General features: G+C 59.4%; 18 protein-coding genes. 3 read left to right on the top strand and 15 right to left on the bottom strand.

The features are described from left to right. Window positions 1-11: 11 nt before the first annotated feature. The 5 genes from L9B60_RS01395 to L9B60_RS01415 all read right to left on the bottom strand — a co-directional run bounded on the left by L9B60_RS01395 (window position 12) and on the right by L9B60_RS01415 (window position 5268). Window positions 12-911: a LysR family transcriptional regulator gene (locus L9B60_RS01395; RefSeq protein WP_249675409.1), complete on the bottom strand. Its 900-nt coding sequence runs from the start codon at window positions 909-911 to the stop codon at window positions 12-14. A gap of 101 nt (window positions 912-1012) precedes the next feature. Further along, entirely contained in the window at window positions 1013-1165 is a 153-nt protein-coding gene (locus tag L9B60_RS01400; protein WP_249675411.1) for a DUF6021 family protein, read from the bottom strand. A 258-nt stretch (window positions 1166-1423) separates the two neighbouring features. Next, entirely contained in the window at window positions 1424-2524 is a 1101-nt protein-coding gene (locus L9B60_RS01405; protein ID WP_249675413.1) for a polyamine ABC transporter substrate-binding protein, read from the bottom strand. A gap of 38 nt (window positions 2525-2562) precedes the next feature. After that, a complete protein-coding gene (locus tag L9B60_RS01410; protein ID WP_249675415.1) occupies window positions 2563-3894 on the bottom strand; it encodes an alginate export family protein in 1332 nt (443 codons plus the stop codon). Between the two features lie 126 nt (window positions 3895-4020). Then, on the bottom strand, window positions 4021-5268 hold the full coding sequence (locus L9B60_RS01415) for a serine hydrolase domain-containing protein (protein ID WP_249675418.1): 1248 nt from the start codon (window positions 5266-5268) through the stop codon (window positions 4021-4023). A 150-nt stretch (window positions 5269-5418) separates the two neighbouring features. Between L9B60_RS01415 and L9B60_RS01420 the strand changes: the two genes are divergently transcribed. Together L9B60_RS01420 and L9B60_RS01425 are read left to right on the top strand one after the other, a co-directional pair. Beyond that, window positions 5419-6024, top strand: a complete 606-nt coding sequence (locus L9B60_RS01420; protein ID WP_249675422.1) for a TetR/AcrR family transcriptional regulator — start codon at window positions 5419-5421, stop codon at window positions 6022-6024. A gap of 143 nt (window positions 6025-6167) precedes the next feature. Further along, window positions 6168-8240, top strand: a complete 2073-nt coding sequence (locus L9B60_RS01425; RefSeq protein WP_249679635.1) for a TonB-dependent siderophore receptor — start codon at window positions 6168-6170, stop codon at window positions 8238-8240. A gap of 39 nt (window positions 8241-8279) precedes the next feature. Here L9B60_RS01425 and L9B60_RS01430 read toward each other — a convergent pair whose 3' ends face one another. Together L9B60_RS01430 and L9B60_RS01435 are read right to left on the bottom strand one after the other, a co-directional pair. Further along, window positions 8280-8456 carry a hypothetical protein gene (locus L9B60_RS01430; RefSeq protein WP_249675425.1) on the bottom strand — a complete coding sequence of 59 codons (177 nt, stop codon included), beginning with the start codon at window positions 8454-8456 and terminating at the stop codon, window positions 8280-8282. A 33-nt stretch (window positions 8457-8489) separates the two neighbouring features. Beyond that, window positions 8490-8876, bottom strand: coding sequence for a hypothetical protein (locus L9B60_RS01435; protein WP_249675429.1), 387 nt, complete (start codon window positions 8874-8876; stop codon window positions 8490-8492). A 164-nt stretch (window positions 8877-9040) separates the two neighbouring features. On the opposite strand from L9B60_RS01435, the gene L9B60_RS01440 reads away from it, so the two are divergent. Then, window positions 9041-9283, top strand: coding sequence for a hypothetical protein (locus tag L9B60_RS01440; protein WP_249675432.1), 243 nt, complete (start codon window positions 9041-9043; stop codon window positions 9281-9283). Window positions 9284-9417: 134 nt separating this feature from the next. Here L9B60_RS01440 and L9B60_RS01445 read toward each other — a convergent pair whose 3' ends face one another. Genes L9B60_RS01445 through L9B60_RS01480 form a run of 8 tightly spaced genes read right to left on the bottom strand, consistent with a single transcriptional unit; the run spans window position 9418 to window position 17457 of the window. Beyond that, window positions 9418-10509: a fatty acid desaturase family protein gene (locus L9B60_RS01445; RefSeq protein ID WP_249675435.1), complete on the bottom strand. Its 1092-nt coding sequence runs from the start codon at window positions 10507-10509 to the stop codon at window positions 9418-9420. Next, window positions 10509-11627, bottom strand: coding sequence for a fatty acid desaturase family protein (locus L9B60_RS01450; RefSeq protein ID WP_249675437.1), 1119 nt, complete (start codon window positions 11625-11627; stop codon window positions 10509-10511). The genes L9B60_RS01445 and L9B60_RS01450 overlap by 1 nt, the downstream gene beginning before the upstream one ends. Then, window positions 11608-12747, bottom strand: a complete 1140-nt coding sequence (locus tag L9B60_RS01455) for a sterol desaturase family protein (RefSeq protein WP_249675439.1) — start codon at window positions 12745-12747, stop codon at window positions 11608-11610. Before L9B60_RS01455 ends, L9B60_RS01450 begins: the two co-directional genes overlap by 20 nt. Continuing rightward, complete coding sequence (locus L9B60_RS01460) at window positions 12744-13364, bottom strand: phosphatase PAP2 family protein (RefSeq protein WP_249675440.1); 621 nt, start codon at window positions 13362-13364, stop codon at window positions 12744-12746. The genes L9B60_RS01455 and L9B60_RS01460 overlap by 4 nt, the downstream gene beginning before the upstream one ends. Continuing rightward, a complete protein-coding gene (locus L9B60_RS01465; protein ID WP_249675442.1) occupies window positions 13361-14644 on the bottom strand; it encodes a F390 synthetase-related protein in 1284 nt (427 codons plus the stop codon). Before L9B60_RS01465 ends, L9B60_RS01460 begins: the two co-directional genes overlap by 4 nt. Continuing rightward, window positions 14641-15447, bottom strand: coding sequence for an MBL fold metallo-hydrolase (locus L9B60_RS01470; RefSeq protein ID WP_249675443.1), 807 nt, complete (start codon window positions 15445-15447; stop codon window positions 14641-14643). The genes L9B60_RS01465 and L9B60_RS01470 overlap by 4 nt, the downstream gene beginning before the upstream one ends. Next, a complete protein-coding gene (locus L9B60_RS01475) occupies window positions 15440-16453 on the bottom strand; it encodes an NAD-dependent epimerase/dehydratase family protein (RefSeq protein WP_249675445.1) in 1014 nt (337 codons plus the stop codon). Before L9B60_RS01475 ends, L9B60_RS01470 begins: the two co-directional genes overlap by 8 nt. Then, complete coding sequence (locus L9B60_RS01480; protein WP_249675447.1) at window positions 16450-17457, bottom strand: 3-oxoacyl-[acyl-carrier-protein] synthase III C-terminal domain-containing protein; 1008 nt, start codon at window positions 17455-17457, stop codon at window positions 16450-16452. The genes L9B60_RS01475 and L9B60_RS01480 overlap by 4 nt, the downstream gene beginning before the upstream one ends. Between the last annotated feature and the right edge of the window lie 38 nt (window positions 17458-17495).

The raw sequence follows: 17495 nt of genomic DNA on the forward strand, positions 1-17495 counted from the left end.
AATCTTTCCCCTCAGGAATGATTCACCTGTTGCAGCACTTCGATGAAGCGTCGGGTCGCAGGTGACAGGTAGCCGTCCGTTCGCCTGACCACGCCCAGGCTACGGCGCAAGGTGGTGGCCGGGTTGTGCAGTTCCACCAACCCATGGGCATGGTGCCCGGCCTGTAAATACTGGCGGGACACAAAGCTCAGCAAGCCCGTTTCCGCGATCAGGTTGGGCACCGCCGCAATCGAACTGGTGACGATCGCCACCTGCAACGGTGGCAAGCCATGGCGTTTGAACACACCCTCCAGCCACTGCCGCGTGGCCACCGAGGGCGACGACAGAATCCAGCGGTAATCGCACAATGCCTGGATGGAGAATGCCTGACCCGCCAACGGGTGATTGGCGATGGCCGCCACCACCACTTCATCGTCGGCAATGGCTTGTTCCACCAGGTCATCATCGCGCGTGCCCAAAGGCCCCACCACGATATCGAGCAACCCTTTGCGCAATGAATCATGCAGCACATCGTTCATGCCGATCTGCAAATCCAGCACCACGGCAGGCGCCTGCTCCTGCAACAGGCGACACGCCTTGGGCATCAGGTACTCCGCCGTGGTGGCCGCCGCCCCCACCCGTATCGTCCCGGCCAAGCCCTTGCCCAGGGACGAGGTTTGCCGGTGAGTTTCATCGAGCATGCGCTCGATCTGCAGCGAGCGGTCGCGCAGCAACTGGCCGGCATCGGTGAGGCGGATGCCGCGGCCAATGCGCTCGAACAGCTCGGCATCGTAGGCGCTTTCCAGCCGGTCGATGCATTTGGACAGGGCGGACTGGGAGATGTGCAACGCTTCGGAGGCTCGCCCCAGGTGGCCAAGCTCGGCCACTTTGATGAAGTAAACCAGATCGCGGATTTGCAGGTTGATGCTCATGGGCGGGCGCTGCTCCGTAGCGGGCCTTTGATGTAGAGGCGGGAGGATATCGCATTCCGGTTAATGAAAAACCCAGCACGGGGGCTGGGTCTCGGGGGCGGCTATTGGTCTTCTTGCTCAGGCTTTTTGGCCGGGTTGTCGATGGGCGGCGGGTGCGGTGGGTCGGTCATGGGGTCGGTGACGTCTGGCGAATCGGGGTCGAAACCCAGTTCGTCGTCCTGGCCGCCGGCGTGTTGGGCGCTGGGATTCTTCATGATGAATCTCCGTTCAAGGGCGTGGGAGGTCCACGCCTGGTATTGAGAACGGTCGGTGTTGGGGGAGTGCCGGGGAATAGACGAGCGGTGGACCTTAATTGAACGGTAGGGCGTTGCGCTACAAGGAGGTACACCGGTTGCAGGGTGGTGATCATTGAGGTGGGCCCGGCAGGGGTTCAACGGCAGGTCCTGCATGAAACCGCCATCAGCCCGTGAGCGGGCACGAGGCGCGCGGGTCTCCCCGCGCCCTGTAGCGGATCAGATACCAGACTTGATCCTCGTCCAAATGCGGGTCATCAGCCGTTCGATGTCCATCGGCACCGGCGCCAGGCTGAACAGGTTGGCGCGTTGCTCTTCAGGGATGAACAGCGCGGTGTTTTTCAAAAGCTCCGGGGTGATGGCCGCTTGTGCGTCCTTGTTCGGATTGGGGTAGCCGATCACGTTCGACACCTGGGCGATCACCGCCGGGTCCAACAGGTAGTTGATGAACGCCAGGGCCTCCTGCGGGTGTTGGGCGCCCTTGGGGATGGCCATGGTGTCGGCCCACATCAACGTGCCTTCGCGGGGCAACAGCATGCGGATGTCATTGCCCTTGCTGGTGGATGCCGCCATCATTTGCGCCTGCAACACGGCCGCCGACCAGCCCACCGCGATGCACACGTCACCATTGGCCAGATCGGATGCAAGCTTGGCCGAGTTGAAATAGCGAATGTAGGGGCGAATCTTCAGCAGCAGGGCTTCGGCCTTTTGGTAGTCGGCCTTGTTCTGGCTGCTGGGATCGAGGCCCAGGTAGTGCATCACGATCGGCAACAATTCCTCGGGCGCGTCCAGAAAGGCCACGCCGCAGCTTTGCAGCTTGGCGATGTTTTCTTCCTTGAACAATAGGTCCCAGCTGTCGAGCTTGGCGCCCTCGCCAAGGGCGGCCTTGACCTTGTCGGCGTTGTAGCCGATCAAGGTAGTGCCCCATAGGTAGGGCACCGCGTACTGGTTGGCAGGGTCTACGCGCTCAAGGTTTTTCATGATACCGGGGTCCAGGTGCTGCCAGTTGGGCAACTGGCTGCGGTCCAGTTTCTGGATGGCCTGGGCGTCGATGAACTTGGCAATCTGGATGCTGTTGGGAAAGACCACGTCGTAACCGGACGTGCCTGTCAGTATTTTCGCTTCCAGGGTGTGAGGGCTGTCGAACACGTCGTAATTGACCTTGATCCCAGTCTTGCTTTCAAAGTCCTTGATCACTTGGGCGGGAAGGTAATCGACCCAGTTGTAGATGTTCACTTCGCGCTCGGCGGCGAACGCACCGCCCCCGCACAGGCACGAGAGGGCAAGCAGTACAGCGAATACACGGTGGATGATGTTCATCGGGTCAGCTCGTAAGGTCGAAGAGGTAGTAGCACGGCTTACAATTTGTAAGCGACGAACCATTCCAGGGTGTCGAACCGCTCGTTGCCCAAGGCCTCTTTAGCGCCGGCCTGGGGGTTGACCCAGTTGTAGGCCAGCGAGGTGTAGAGGTGTTCGGTGGGCATCCACTCCAGGTACACGCCGGTTTCGTCGGCAAAGCGTTTGTCGCCGACAGGGGTACCAAAGTAGTAGTGGGAGTTGAGGTTGAACTGGTGGTATTGGGCGCCGGCGGACCACTGCTCGTTGAACCGCAACTTGCCGCGCCAGGTGTGCACTTCTTCGTTGCTGTTATATAGCAGGTAGTTGCCTACCACGTCGCCGATCACCCAGGTGCCCCAGTCGGTGTAGCCCTTGCTCAGCGCATCCCAATCCTTGCGCGTGTTGTCGCCCGGGTTGCTGTCGCCGGAGAACGTCGCGTACCGGTAGCCGAACGTCGGTTGCCATGGCAGGGTCTGGAAGGTGTAGTCCGCCGAGGCGTACCAGGCGCTGGCGTCGTAGCTCACGCCCTGGCCGTTGCCGCGCTCCACGGCGTATTCGCCGTTCAATAAAAGTGCCGGCACCCCTGGCAACGTGGCGTTGAGCGCCCGCAGGTTGTACACCCGCATGCCGTCGCGCGGGATGAGCGCGTTCTGCTTATCGCCCAATGCGTCCACCTTGAATGCCATGGCGCCCAAGGTCACGCCGTCCAGCTTGATGTCGGCGTTGGCGCCGGACAGGCGCACGTCCCCCAGATGATCGTCGGTACGCAGGCTGAAGCCTTGGGCCGAGACCGGCCCGTGTTGCCACCCCAACACCCCGGCATCGCGAAAGGCCATGCGTGGGGCACTGAAGTAAGCGCCGTCGCCGAACTCGTCGAGGTTGCCGTCCATCACCAGAAAACCGTTACCGACCACATAGTTCTGGTTGCCCAAGGTCAGGTTCCAATCGCCGGCCTTGAAGCCGGCGTAGGCCTCTTCCACCGAGGTGTCGTGCGCGCCGCCTCGGGTGTAGCCGCCGGCATCACCGTCGCCGCCGGTGCCCGCGGCGATCAGCGAACCGCCGCCGACCAGGCTGAAGTCAGGGCTCAGGGCGTAACTCACGGTGAGGCCCGGCTTGAGGTAATACTCTTCCCACCTGTTGTTTTGCTTGCCCAACTGGCCGTCGCGAAAATCGATCTTGCCCAGGCCAAAATTGGCGTTGTGGCTGTCGATCGCGGTGGCCGACGCTGTCAGGGTGAACTCCCCCTTCAGGTCGCCGTTTTCGAACCCATACCCGGCGCATGCCAACCGGCAAGTCGCCAACACTGATAAAGCCAAGGCGCAACGAGGCGCAGACGTTGTTCGTCTGGTCATATCAACAAGCTCCTGTGGTGTCGTTTTTATTGGAACAGGGCAGTCTTTCGGGCACAGGGGTGCCCAAGCGCGGTAGATTGCTCAACCGTCGCGGTGGTGCTTGATTATTGAAAAGTGCGCAGTGCCCTAGGCGTCTGCCAAGGCTGCGGCCAGGCTTTGCAGCAGGCGCACGGTGTCCATGTCCAAGACCGTTTCGGCCTCTGGCGAAGACGACTGCTTGATGATCACCACCTGGGCGTTGTAGTCAACGAACACCCATTGCCCATGGATGCCGACCGCCATGATCGCCTGGTCATTGAACACATACCACTGGCTCTTGTAGGACGCGCCTGGGCTCCACTCCGAGAATTCCTTGTTGGTGGCGTAGGCGGCCGGGTCGTTGCCCTGCAGGATGCGGTTCACAGCCAAGGCCGGCAGCACCTGCTGACCGTTGAACTGGCCGTGGTTAAGCAGCATCAGGCCAAACCGCCCCATGTCCCGCAATGTGGCGTTGAAACCGAAGCCCACCACTCCATGGCCCGAGGGGTCAGCCAGCAGAAAGCCATCGCGCTCGCAGCCCAGTTGTCGCCACATCTGCGTGAACAATTCGGCACACGGGCGACCACTGGCGCGCTCCATGATCCAGCCCATGGCTTCGGTGCAGGCCGTCACGTAGCGAAAGAAACCTCCGTGCTCGCCATGGGGCTTGAACTGCAGCAGCCAGTCGTACAGCGATGGGAATTTCTCGATGCCCGGCGGTATTGCGGTCAGGCCCACGGTGTAGTGCAGGTGCGAGGTGGGCGAATGCGGGTCTTCGTAGTGTTCGACATATTCGATGCTGATAGCCATGTCCATGACTTGGCGCACCGTCGCGGTGGCAAACGCTGTGCCCTTGAACTCCGGGACGTACTGCACCGCAAGGGCATCCGGATCCAGCGCGCCCTGCTCGATCAATTGCTCGGCCAATGCACCGGTCACCGACTTGGTCACCGAGAACATCACGTGGCGCGTGTCGGGTTGCTGGTGGTTGAAATAACGCTCCATCAGCACCTGGCCTTTTTTCAGCACCAGAAAGCCGTCGGTGGAGGTGGCGTCCAAGTGTTCGGCCAGGCTGATCCTCAAGCCTGAGAGGCTGGGAAAGGTAAAGCTGTCCAAATCCAACTCGCCGGCCCCAAGCGTACTGGCCGGGCCACTGCCGGCCGCCACCACCAAGGTCGGAAACAACTGGCCAAGGTGCTGGAAGCTCCAGCGGTTATACGGTGCCAGCAAGGTTTGCGCAGCGCTCACCCGCAGTTCGGCGGCAGGCGGCAAGCCGGTCATCAAGCGCGGCGCCGGCGCACGGTCCTGGCGTTCGGCATAGGCCAGGGCCATCGCCTGTTTGAGGTGCAAAGACATCGGTTACTCCTGACAGTTGGACAACACACCCTGCGGTGCGATGGATTTATTTTGTGTCCAATAAAACTTTTTAGTCAACTAAAATGTATTCATGAAAAAAACCCTATAGACTCCACTCACCAATCAGACAGAGCAGGGAATGAGGCAACGTTGAGCGGACTACGTGAACGTCAGAAGGAAGCTCGCCGCCACGCGATCAGTGGCGCGGCGGTCGAGTTGTTTCGAAGCCAAGGCTATGGCGCCACTACGGTGGAACAAATCGCCGAACAGGCCGGTGTCTCGGCACCTACCGTGTTCAATTATTTTGGCAGCAAGCAGGAGATCCTCATCGACCTGCTGCGCGAAGCCGATGAGATGGCGCTGCGCGACATGGCCCAATTGATCCCGAGTTTTGACGACCCGGTCGATGCCCTGTGCCACCTTGAAAGCCTGGTCATGACCTATGAGCTGAAGGTGTTGCCGGTGTCGGTGTGGCGTGAATTACTGCCCATGAGCTACGGTGGGCCGCTGCCCGAGCGACTCAAGCTGATCAATGAAACCCTGAACCAGGAAGTCAGCGCCCTGCTGGGCCACTTGCAGCGACAAGGCAAGGTGCGCGCCGACATCAATACCGAGTACACCGCCTCGGTGCTCAACGAATACCTGACCTTGCAATTCTTGCGCTTGGTCAGCGACGACGAGATTGACCTCAAGGGGCATGGCGAAAGGGTGCGCCAGTTCATGCAACTGGTGTTCGATGGCTTGCGCGTGCATTGAGGTCAAGACCGGCAATACGCGGGGGACACAATGAGTTTCATTATTATAAGCACTTGAAAATTAATCTCATTTAAGACAGGATCCCAATTCCGTTTTTTTGTCTCAGGATCTTGACCTTGAACCCTCGCCTCCCTGCCAGCCTGTTGCTGGCCGGCGCTTGCTGCGCCCTGCCCTTGGCCCACGCTGATGATTTAACGCTGCCGGCCACCCAGATCGACAGCAGTAGCGTCCAAACCGATGGTCAAAGCGTGGGTTACCAAGGCCAGGCCGCCAGCAGCACCACCCGCCTGGGCCTGACCGACAAGCAAACCCCACAAGCGGTGACCACCATCACCCGCCAGGCGCTGGATGATTTCAAGATCACCGGTATCAAGGATGCCCTGCGCTCCGCCCCCTCGGTGACCGTGGAGCAAACCGAAAGCGACCGCACCGAGTTCACCTCGCGCGGCTTCGACATCAACACTTTTGAATACGACGGCATGGGCATGCCATTCGTGGGCACCGTGCTGGTCGGCGAACAGGACTTGTCCGAATACGAACAGATCGACATCCTGCACGGCGCCAACGGCTTGATGAGCGGCGCGGGCAACCCCTCGGCCACGGTCAACTTCGTGCGCAAACGCCCCACCGATACGTTCCAGGCCCAGATCGATACCAGCGTCAGTTCGTGGGACGGTCGGCGGGTGGATGTCGACGTGTCTGGCCCGTTGACGCCCACCGGCAACGTGCGCGGGCGTTTCATCTACTCCCACGACAAGGGCAACTCGTGGATGGACCGCTACAGCCACGAGCGCAACGTCGCCGCAGGCCTGTTGGCGTTCGACGTGACCGATGCCGACACCGTTACAGTCGGATTCTCGCAGCACAACAGCGATTCCAACGGCAGTACCTGGGGCAACCTGCCGCTGGTGGACAGCGACGGCAATGCCATCCATTACAGCGGCCGCAGCGCCAACATCGGCCAGCCGTGGACGTACTGGAATTTGCACACCCAGCGCGTGTTCGCCGAGCTCAAACATGACTTTGGCAACGGCTGGAACGCCACGCTCACCGCGACCGGCATCCAGGAGAAGCAGGCCACCGACATGCTGTACGTCTACAGCGTGACGGGCGATGACGCCACGGTGTATGCCAACCACACCAGCAGCGAGGCCCACCAGTTGCTGGGCGAGGCCAAACTGTCTGGCCCGTTCAGCCTGTTCGGCCGCGAGCACGAGCTGACCGTGGGCGCGGCCTATGGCCGTACCCATCAAAAAGGCCGCGAGTACGACCCGGATGAAAGCGGCTCATTCGAAACATCGTTTGCCGGCGTGCTGGCCGGCACCACCGCCCAGCCCGCGTTCCAATACACCAGCGACGCCCTCACGCAAAACTTCAGCGACACCCAGAAAAGCGTCTATGCCGGTGCGCGCTTCAGCCTGGCCGATGACCTCCACTGGATCGCCGGTGCGCGCATGCTCAGCGCCGACGGCTCGGGCGAAAACTACGGCGCCGAGTACTACACCCGCGCCCACGGCAAGGTCACGCCCTACACCGGCCTGATCTACGACCTGAACAAACAGTGGAGCGTTTACGCCAGTTGGACCCAGATCTACAGCCCGCAGTACAACGTGGGCGCCGACCACAAACTGCTCGACCCGCTGGAAGGCAAGAGCATGGAAGCCGGCGTGAAGGGCAGTGTGCTGGACAACCGGCTCAACCTGACGGCGGCCGTGTTCAAGACCGAGCAGCGCAACGTGGCCGTGGATGCCGGCTACGACGGCACCCAGGAAGTCTACGACCCGCAAGACTTCAAGAGCCATGGCGTGGAGTTGCAAGCCTCCGGCGAAGCATTGCCGGGCCTGGACCTGCTGGGTGGCTATACCTACGTGCGCATCGATGATGCGGACGGCAACAAAGCCCGTCAATATGTCCCCACCCACAGCATTCGCGGCATGGCCACTTACCGCCTGCCGGGCATGCCCCAAGCCAAAATCGGCACACGGGTGAGCTGGCAGAGTGCGGTGGAAAACGACAGCAACAGCGCCATCCGCCAGAACGCCTATGCGCTGGTGGACCTGATGGCCAGCTATGACATTGATAGCAACTGGAGCACGTCGCTTAACTTGAACAACGTGACCGATCGCAAGTACCTGTTGTCGCTGTACAACAGTGCAACCACGGCCAGCTATGGCGCACCGCGCAACCTGACGGCTTCGGTCACCTGGAAGTATTGAGGTGCAACGGGGGCTCAGCCTGGCTGGGCCCCTGTACGCTTATTTGCGCCCCTGCAACCATCCCGTCACCATGAACACGATGCCGGGTATCAGCAGCCCAGGCGCCATGTAGGCGAAAGTGCCCTCGGTGAGCAGGCCGTTGAGCCCGAAAGTGAAGCCGCAAATCGTCAGCGGGATACCGACGACGAACAGCGGTTGCCGAAATGCCTTATCCATAACTCCTCCTTGATCGTGTTTCCTGGCCGATGTTTATGAAGCGTCGCTGGGAGGAACCGCCTCGATATACGCTTTCAGGCATTGCCCCCTGATCTTCTTCAGGAATGTCTCGGCCGCAGCGTACCGCTTGGCCTCGGTGTCTTCGATCGGGTAGGCCTTGGCCTGGGCTTCAAGGTCGACGCGCCACTGTTTCTTCACATCGCTGGGGGCCTGGTACTCATCGTCGACGAACACGGGGGGTTCGCCGCGTTGCCGGCTCAGCATGATGGACGCGGCGTCGGTGGCCAGATCAGTGCAGCCGCTGGTTTCGCCATTGGAGAAATGGATAACGCCGTCGCTGCTTTGGGTCCAGGCCCAGGTGCTGGTTGAAACGATCAAGCCAATGCTGGCCAGCAAAAGGCGCGCTGCCGTGCGTTTCATTGTGATCCCTCACTGTTAAAGTGAAAATTGTAACATTCTGGATACGCACTAAAAAAGTCGCTACCCAGTTCGCATTCCATCCGTGAGAAGATGTGCCCCTCGTGCGTTCAGTTCTCCATGACGTCCGGTTCACCGTTACCCAGTCCGTCATTCAGGATCAAGCAATGCCCCAGCAGCGAATCGAAGCACTCAGGCTCCCAAAACCTCTCCAAGGGCAGATCGACGATCTGGTGCGGGCGTTGAACGCTGCCAGTACCAAAGAGGACCTGGAGCGCGAGGGGGCGATGGAGATTGCCTTTATCCTTGGGCTGGAGACCGCCAAGCGTCTGCGGCCGGCGGATATAGAAGCGCTGTACATGATTTTCGATGACGCGGTGCAAGAGCGAATCAGCCAACTGGCTGAATGATCACTCTCGCACTCCCAGTGATTGCCCGGTAGTGGTCGCACATCGAGCAATCCTGGAACCTGGGGAGGTGGCGAGGACATGACGCAGCCAAAAGTGGTTTGTATTAATAGCGTGGGGTGAAAGCTGAAGGGCTTTCACCCTTCAACATCCGCCCCATTGTTCGTGCCCATCGCACCGAGGAACCGCTGTTGGAGCCTCAGCATTTCAAGGGTGCCTATACACGGGTTCTCAATGCCGAAACGTGGAGCGACTTCGCTGATGATCTGGCTTAAGGCCGGATAATGCCGGTGGCTCCAGTGTGGGAATAAATGGTGTGTCAGGTGCAGATTGGCCCCGCCGAGCCAATACCCCAGCCAGCGCGGCGTGGTCTGCCAGTCAAGGGTAGTAGCAAACACGTGGCGATAACGGCCATGGGGTAACACGCAACTTTTCGGCACCTGATAAAACGTCGCTTTTGCCCAATGAGTCCCGATGATCAGCATCACAAACAACAACGACGAGAGCATTTGACTACCCAGGTAAACCCATACGATGTCGAACGCGCTAATGGTCGGTGGCAACACCCAGAGCGGGATCAACAGCGCCAATGCCAGGTGCGTGCCTTTGCCAGACACAAACACACTCCAGCCGCGCACGCCATGTTGCGACATTCGCCGAGTAACCGGCGTGTACCCCGCCCGGTCCAACCAGTCGAACCACCAGATGTAATAAGGGAACGTCATGGCCGCAACCACTGGCCAGTAATAGCGCTGTACGCGCATGAAGGGCTTCCAGCGCTGGAATGGGGTCTGGCGTAGAACACCATTGGGCTCGATATCAAGGTCATAGCCCTCGACGTTATTGTGCCCGTGATGAAAAATAACATGGCGCACGCGCCAACAATCAGGATCAAGACCCAGCGGTATGCTGACCATACAATTGAGCCAGCGATTGGCCCAGCGCCGTTTGAAAAAAGCGTTATGGGAGGCATCATGGACCACGTTGACCGTAATAAACATGGCGGAGAAAATGAAGCCGAAGTAAGAACCAACATAACCCCAGAGCGTGGGCTGAGCCAGGCTCAGGCCGTAAAACCCTGCACATACGAGTAGGAGCGCCAGCGCCTTGGCGATCATCCAGGTATCAGCGAAGCGATGGTCATTGTTCACCACCAAGTAGTCGCTGGCCGCCTGCATTAGCGCTTTGCGCAGTTCAGCATCATCGCGTTGGAACACCAAAGGCTGCATTATTGGCTGCCTCTGTCGATGCCGGGCTCCTGGCCCATCTGTTGCAGGAATCGTTGCTGCTGCCTGAGCAATTCGCGATAGCCAATGCAGCGGTAATCCATGCCATGTTGTGCCGCCAACGGCCCGATAATGGCAGCCAGCGCGGGGTAATGACGGTGACTCCAGCCGGGGAAAAGATGGTGGGTCAAATGATAATTCAGCCCTCCGGTAAAATGTCGCAGCCAGCGAGGCGTGGTCAACCAATCGCACGCCGTAGAGAAATTATGTCGATACCAGCCATGGGGCATCACCGCTGTTTCAGGCACGCGATAAAACTCCGCTTGCACCCAATGCGTACCGAGCAGCAAGTACACCACCCACAACGACGCACACATTTGACTGACCGCATACGCCAAAAACACTGTCGACGCACCGATACCATTGAGCTGGCAAACGATAAACGGTACGCCCAGCACCAATAGCAAATGGGTGACCTTGCTGGCGACAAACACCGCCCAGCCCCTTCGCCCCGGCAACACGGCTTTTGCCTTGAGAGGCGTTTTGTCCAACCGGTCCGACCAGTCGAATATCCAGGCGACATAGGGCAGCGACAACGCAGCGATCAACGGCCAGTAAAGAGGCTGATAGCGCATGTGCGCGCGCCAACGCTGGAAAGGTGTCTGGCGGAAAATCCCGTTCTCCTCGGTGTCCAGATCGTAATGTTCGACGTTGGCGTAGACGTGGTGGAAGTCGACATGTCGCACCCGCCAGTAATCCGGGTCTACACCCAACGGCAGCGTGACCAAGCGACCTACCAGGCGGTTGGCCCAGGGTGCACGCAAAAAGACGTTGTGGGAGGCATCATGATTGACGACCACGTTGAGCAACATGCCCATCATCACAAACAGGAAGTAACAGCCGGCAAATGCCCATGGGCTTTGCTGCATCAGGCTCAAGGTATAAAACCCGGCACATGACACCAGCAACACCAGCGCCCTTGCGAGCAACGAGCCATCGGCATAACGATGACCGTCAGCAAGATAGGCCCGGGCCGCGCGCTGGAGTGCTTGATGAAAAGCCTGCTCGCCATCGGCCGGATAGACCAAGGGTGTGAGTGATTCAGTCATGGTTTGCTCCACCGCAGGCGCGGCCTCTGAATCGCTGCACGGCCCAACACCACAGCACCGCCGCACCGTGCACGCCAAGGGCGACCAACACGAGTTGCCAATACCACTGCGACCAGCCCAGCAACCCGAGAAACAGCAATGGCAGCCCCAGCGAAATCACCCACCACCCCATCACGCTCAAAGCATGCCCTTGAACCATGCCTGCCAGCGCCAGGGGGCCCAGTGCCAACAAGCAGAACAACGCAAGTTGTGGCCAATGAACATCGGTATAACCATAGCCATACTCATAGACATAGGCGATCACCCCTGCGAACACCAACATCGCGCCACTGAAAACAGTCAGGTTGGAACAGCGCAACCAGCGGCCCTTATCGGACACCGTTACGGGCAGGCGCAAGTAGCGCAGCAATGGCACGTTACTCGCCCAAAACGGGTTGGCCGACGATTTGGCACCCCCCACTCCGTAGTCGAAAGGCGCTGGTGGCAGGCAGGGGCAAAAGGTGCCAAACAGCTTGTCCCAGAAGATAAAACTGCCGCCAAAATTCTTGTTCGAGTAGGCCATGTCTTTAACGTGATGGGCCCGGTGGTGGGCCGGCGTAACGAAAATCGACTCAAGGAAACCCAACGTGGGTGTCAGTGCGCTGTGGTTAAACAGTTGGATCGTGTAGTGCAGGATGGACACCGTCACAAACACTGACAATGGTACGCCCAACAATGCCAGTACCATGAAAAATGGAATCGACGTCAGTGAGGAATACCAGGAGTTGCGCACCCCCAATGACAGGTTGAAATGCTCGCCTTGATGATGCACCACATGCACTGCCCAAAACACACCCCAGTAGTGATGTGCCCGGTGCTGCCAATAAAAGGTAAAGTCCCAGGCAAACAGCGCAAACACCCATGTCAGCAACGGCGGCCACGACTCGAACAACGAAAGGCTCAAGTGAGCGGCGACGTAACCGTAGCAAGTGATTTCCAGCCCACGGAACAACCACAGCATGAGATGGCCGGAGTTGAGGTTGAACATCACGTCATGCCAGTTGACCGTGCTGTGCTGGCGCCACTGTACGACCAGCATCTCGCCGATCACCACCAGCAGCATGAACAGGATAGGGAACGCCAAATCGCTCATCTCACCTCTCTTCTGGCTGCACGCCAGCGGACCAATCCAATGCGCGGGGCAAACCATAGGGCCGCCAGCGCCAACAATGCACCGCAGACAAGGTCAATCAGCAGGTGACGGCGTAGCTGCAAGATCGAAAAGGCAATCGCGACCGCCCAGAGCGTGAAGAACAACGTCCTGACTTTGTGCTTTGCGTCACCAACGGCCCATACGGCGAGTACCGTGAGCGCCATGTGCAAGGAAGGTAGGCAATTCTGCTTTGAGTCGAATTGGGCCAACGCGCTCAACACCGATGAACTGAGGCTGGTGCCGTGATCCAGCGGATAGACCATGGTCGTCGGCCACGCCACATAGACGACCCCTGCCCCCAGCGCCGAGAACTGCATGGCCCTGGCCAGGCCTTTGACCCGTTCAGTCGGGGCCAGCAGGTAGGCCAATGGAATCATGATGAAGAACGACAGGTACAACCAAATGGCATGTGGGTTGAACGCAATCAGGCGATCAATCAGCGAAGGCGAGATGACCCTGCCCGCGCTTTGGAGTCGGTCAGTCAGGGTATAAATAACCCCCACGAACCCCCAACCCAAGAGCATGTGCCACAACCTTGGCAGGGCTGCCTTGATCATGAGTTCACCTGCCGAATGACGCGCCGTCTTTTTTGATCGAACGCTGGCATCACTGACTGTACCGTCAGTTCCCACTCCAGTAGCTCGGTGGCAATACCCTGATGTTCGAACACGGCCACCAACTGCGCGTGACACTGTGCCAACGCCTGTCGTGAACAGTCGGCCACAAGTTGCAAACGATGTTCAGCCTGTTGGATCAAACGATAATCACTGGTCAGCGGCAGCGCATTGGCAATGGCCCGCGTACACAGGTCGGCAAATATCACCTGCTTCTCGCCCTTGCGATCAAGCAATACCAGTTGGTCATCGCATCGACCTTCTATTCGGTCAAGGGCCATGGTCGCTTGCCCGCAGGGGCACGGCTCGGCCCTCCTCACCAGCACATCGTCGAGCCGGTAGCGTACGATGGGCTGTGTACTACGGGTGAAGTCGGTGATCAACGGGGTAAAGCGATGCTCATCGATCCACTGGGGCTCGATGTACAGAAACTCTTCGTTCAAATGCAGGGTGCCGTGCGAGCAGGTGGCGGCCAAAAAACCTTCAGTGGCTTGATACACCTCGCCGATGTCAGGGAACACCTGTTCCAGTAAACGCCGATCATGCGCGTCCAGGACTTCGGCCACCGAGATCACTTTTTTGACGTCGAGCACAACGTGCCGGTCGATGACCGCCAGAGCAAGCGCTCTCAGCACTTGCGCCGGCGCGACGATGATAGTCGGCGCCTGTTGTTCCAAACGTGGCAGCTGCGCCGAAAAAGGCGCAAACAGATCGTAGAACTCAAGGCTCAGCCAGCGGTTGTTAACACTGTGGTAAAGGTTGTTGTCCGCACGCAAAAACAGCGCGACACGCTCCCCAGCAAAAATACCGTCGGGCAGCATTTTTGCCAGCATGCCACCGGCCCAGACCCGTTGCTCCCGCTTGCTGACCACAAAAACACCGCGCTGCCCCGACGTGCCAGAGGACAACCCAACACTGTAGGCGCCGACCGTGGGACTGAAGTCGCGTTCGGTTTCACTGCGTTGGGCACACGCCAGCAACGAGTCGCGTTGAAGCCGGGCGGTGTTCATCCGGTCGAAATGCGCCATCATCAGCGCCTTGTCCATCAGCGGCCACTCGGACACTGGCAGCACACTGCAAGGGCGAAAATAGGGGCTTAGCGCAAGGACCCGCCGAGCGAAGCGCTTCAGCTGTTTTGCCTGGTAGGCTTGCAGCACCGTCCGATCGGTGAAGGTCAGGCGCCGAGTATTAACGTAGTGCCATAGGGTTTTCAGCGGGATCATAGATCGCCCTCATGACATAGGCGGATGTCGACAAGACCAGCCGCCCACAACTGGTTAAGCCGGCGCAGCGTGTCGTGATAGGCGCGGGGATCATCCATCAGCCAATGGGCCAATACCGAGGGGCCGCGCAAGGTTTGATAGCTGTGGGTAGACCAGCCGGCGTCACTGGCCAATAGCGTCCAGCCGGCTTCGGTAAGAATGAACGCGCCGATATGGCCCACCGCATGACCTGGCAAAGGCACCAGGAATATCTGCCCCCCACTGCCCGGCAGTTCGAAGCCGTGATCGAATGGCGCCAACTGTTCAGGCAAGCCCACCCGCGCAAAGCGCTCGATAAACTGCAGGCGCGCTTCAAAACTCTCCGGGATCAAGCCGGGAATGAACGCCTGCTTCAATGCCGCAAACCCACGCAGCGCTCGGGTTTGTTGCCAACCTTGGCCCGAGCAAATGAAATTGGACTGATTGAAATCGCGTAGCCCGGCAATATGGTCGGCATGAAAATGCGAAAGGATCACCCCCTCGATGTCATTGCTCGCCAAACCTGCAGCACGCAATTGCTCAACCAATGACTCGCGGGGGTCGAAGTACACCGGAGTGACATGGCGGTACACGCGAAATAGCCCAGACTTCGTCTGCTCCTGGAAATGCGTCGAGTAGCCGGTATCCCATAGCCAGCAACGACTGCCCACCTCCAGCAGGTATGCCCGTGCCGGAAACTTACACACGCGCAGGCCGGCGCCGCGTTGCGCCAGGCAGGCAATATGGGTGCAGTAGCCCACCTCGAACTGGGTGAATTTAGCCAAACGCCGCCCCCTGTTTCCTGAACCAGGCCCCTGTCTGCTCGATCCCCTGCTCCATCGTGTAGCCTGGCGAATACCCTAATTCCTCGGTAGCGCGTACTTGGCTGAGCGTCATGTCGAAATTCAAGGCGGCGATGCTGTAACGCGTCAATTGCGGCTCTTTGCCCGTAGCGCGGCTCAGTAGCTCCAACCCACCGGCCAGTGCGTGCAAAAGTGGGTAGGGAAGCCCCTGCACCTGGTAGCGCAGGCCCAACTGCCCATGCAGCAAAAGATGCAGCATGGCGGCCAAGCGCATCGGTTGGTGGTTGGTGATGTTGTACGCCGCGCCGGAAGGCAAAGGGTTGGTGCGGCTCGCCAAGTCCATGGCATGCACCACGTTGAGCACAAAGGTCAGGTCCAACAGCGCTTTGCCGCCGCCGGGAAGGCGTAACACGCCGCGATCGTGCTTAAGCCGGCTCAACACCCTGGGCAGGATCACCCGATCATGTGGGCCAAACAGGCCACGGGGCCGAAGAATGACGTAGGTGGTGTTCGGATAGCGCGGCACCAGTGCCTGGATGCATTGCTCCGCCGCATACTTGCTGCTGGCGTAATGGTTGGCAAACCGTGGGGCGCGGTAACTCTCGACAATTTGATGATTATGCTGGAAATCGAAATAGATCGAAGGCGTGGAGATATGAACGAAACGCCGCACACCGGCACGCCCCGCAGACTCAGCCAGCGTTTGCGTAGCAACCACGTTGGCCTGACGGAAATCTTCCCGGTGGCCCCACGGTGAAGACTTCGCGGCGCAGTGCCAGACCGCATCGCACCCGCCCATCAAACGCTGGCATTGCTCAAGGCTTGCCGCGGTTAAATCCAACGCCGTGAAGTCGGCGCCTAATTCACGCAGGGCGTTACCCACTTGGGTATCGCGACCGGTGGCGTGCACCTGATGACCAGCGTCGAGTAGCCACTGCGCTGCATTTCGACCAAGCCCGCTGGTGGCACCGGTCAGCAGCACTTTCATGGCAGCAGGACCATGCCGGCCAACGATAAACCAGCCGCCGTGCCGATGAGCATCACAGGCTCAGCGGGTTTAAACCGACCGTTGGCGACCGCCGCGTGCAATGCCGTGGGGATCGATGCGGCCACCTGGTTACCGTGGTATCGGTAGATATCCACCAATACGCTGGATGAGACATTCAGGCGCCGACGCATATGCTCCAGCGACAGATGGCTGGCCTGATGCGGCACCACCGTGGCAATTTGCTCCAGGGTCAACGCGCTCGCTGCCAACAGACGCGCCAGGTAGTCCTCGATCAGCGCCGAGGCGTTCCTGAACAACTGCTTGCCACGCATATGGAACAGGAAGTCGCGATCGGTCATGCCCGCACGCGGATTGCGTCGTGTGCCGCCTGCCCTGATCTCACAGAGTTCGCTGTCTTGGGGGTGGGTTTCAACCAGGCTGGCGAGTATCCCACTGGTACCATCGCCCCGTTCAACGATGGCGCATGCAGCACCGTCGCCGAAAATCAGTGAGGACTCTTCATCGTCCCAGTCGATTCCGCGTGAGGCCAGGTCCGCCGCCACGATCGCGATGCGTTGGTAGGTACCAGCATTCAATAACCCTGCGGCCACCTGTAGCGCCGAGATAAAGCTCACACAGCTGCTGTTGATATCGAAACCGGGTGTACCGGGTGCCAACTGAGAGACCTTCAGGATGTGCACTGCCGTGCACGGCAAGGCCTGTACCGAAATCGCCGAAGCCGAGATCAATAAGTCGATTGATGCGGCGTCGATACCCCGACGGTCAAGGGCATCGTGCAGAGCCGCGGCCGCCAGCTCTGCTTGGCTGGCATCGTCCGAGGCATGATAGCGATAGACAATGCCCGAACGCTTCTCGACATAACCCGCTGGCTTGTTCAACAACCGATCAAGGTCAGCCGAATCAACGCGATGGGGCGGCAGCGCCACGCCGGTGGCGATGATCTTGAGAGGCACCATTGCGGGCGATGAAAAAGGTGACGTCATTAAATGTTCGACCTTGGGTTCAGCGATGAACGATGGAA

This window comes from Pseudomonas abieticivorans, from assembly GCF_023509015.1.
Lineage (GTDB): Bacteria > Pseudomonadota > Gammaproteobacteria > Pseudomonadales > Pseudomonadaceae > Aquipseudomonas > Aquipseudomonas abieticivorans.

Bases quoted from the DNA above. Each gene is read 5' to 3' on its own strand.
- L9B60_RS01455 (WP_249675439.1), bottom strand. From the start codon at position 12,747: ATGAGCGATTTGGCGTTCCCTATCCTGTTCATGCTGCTGGTGGTGATC.
- L9B60_RS01430 (WP_249675425.1), bottom strand. From the start codon at position 8,456: ATGGATAAGGCATTTCGGCAACCGCTGTTCGTCGTCGGTATCCCGCTG.
- L9B60_RS01410 (WP_249675415.1), bottom strand. From the start codon at position 3,894: ATGACCAGACGAACAACGTCTGCGCCTCGTTGCGCCTTGGCTTTATCA.
- L9B60_RS01440 (WP_249675432.1), top strand. From the start codon at position 9,041: ATGCCCCAGCAGCGAATCGAAGCACTCAGGCTCCCAAAACCTCTCCAA.
- L9B60_RS01445 (WP_249675435.1), bottom strand. From the start codon at position 10,509: ATGCAGCCTTTGGTGTTCCAACGCGATGATGCTGAACTGCGCAAAGCG.
- L9B60_RS01400 (WP_249675411.1), bottom strand. From the start codon at position 1,165: ATGAAGAATCCCAGCGCCCAACACGCCGGCGGCCAGGACGACGAACTG.
- L9B60_RS01415 (WP_249675418.1), bottom strand. From the start codon at position 5,268: ATGTCTTTGCACCTCAAACAGGCGATGGCCCTGGCCTATGCCGAACGC.
- L9B60_RS01460 (WP_249675440.1), bottom strand. From the start codon at position 13,364: ATGATCAAGGCAGCCCTGCCAAGGTTGTGGCACATGCTCTTGGGTTGG.
- L9B60_RS01475 (WP_249675445.1), bottom strand. From the start codon at position 16,453: ATGAAAGTGCTGCTGACCGGTGCCACCAGCGGGCTTGGTCGAAATGCA.
- L9B60_RS01465 (WP_249675442.1), bottom strand. From the start codon at position 14,644: ATGATCCCGCTGAAAACCCTATGGCACTACGTTAATACTCGGCGCCTG.
- L9B60_RS01435 (WP_249675429.1), bottom strand. From the start codon at position 8,876: ATGAAACGCACGGCAGCGCGCCTTTTGCTGGCCAGCATTGGCTTGATC.
- L9B60_RS01395 (WP_249675409.1), bottom strand. From the start codon at position 911: ATGAGCATCAACCTGCAAATCCGCGATCTGGTTTACTTCATCAAAGTG.
- L9B60_RS01405 (WP_249675413.1), bottom strand. From the start codon at position 2,524: ATGAACATCATCCACCGTGTATTCGCTGTACTGCTTGCCCTCTCGTGC.
- L9B60_RS01480 (WP_249675447.1), bottom strand. From the start codon at position 17,457: ATGACGTCACCTTTTTCATCGCCCGCAATGGTGCCTCTCAAGATCATC.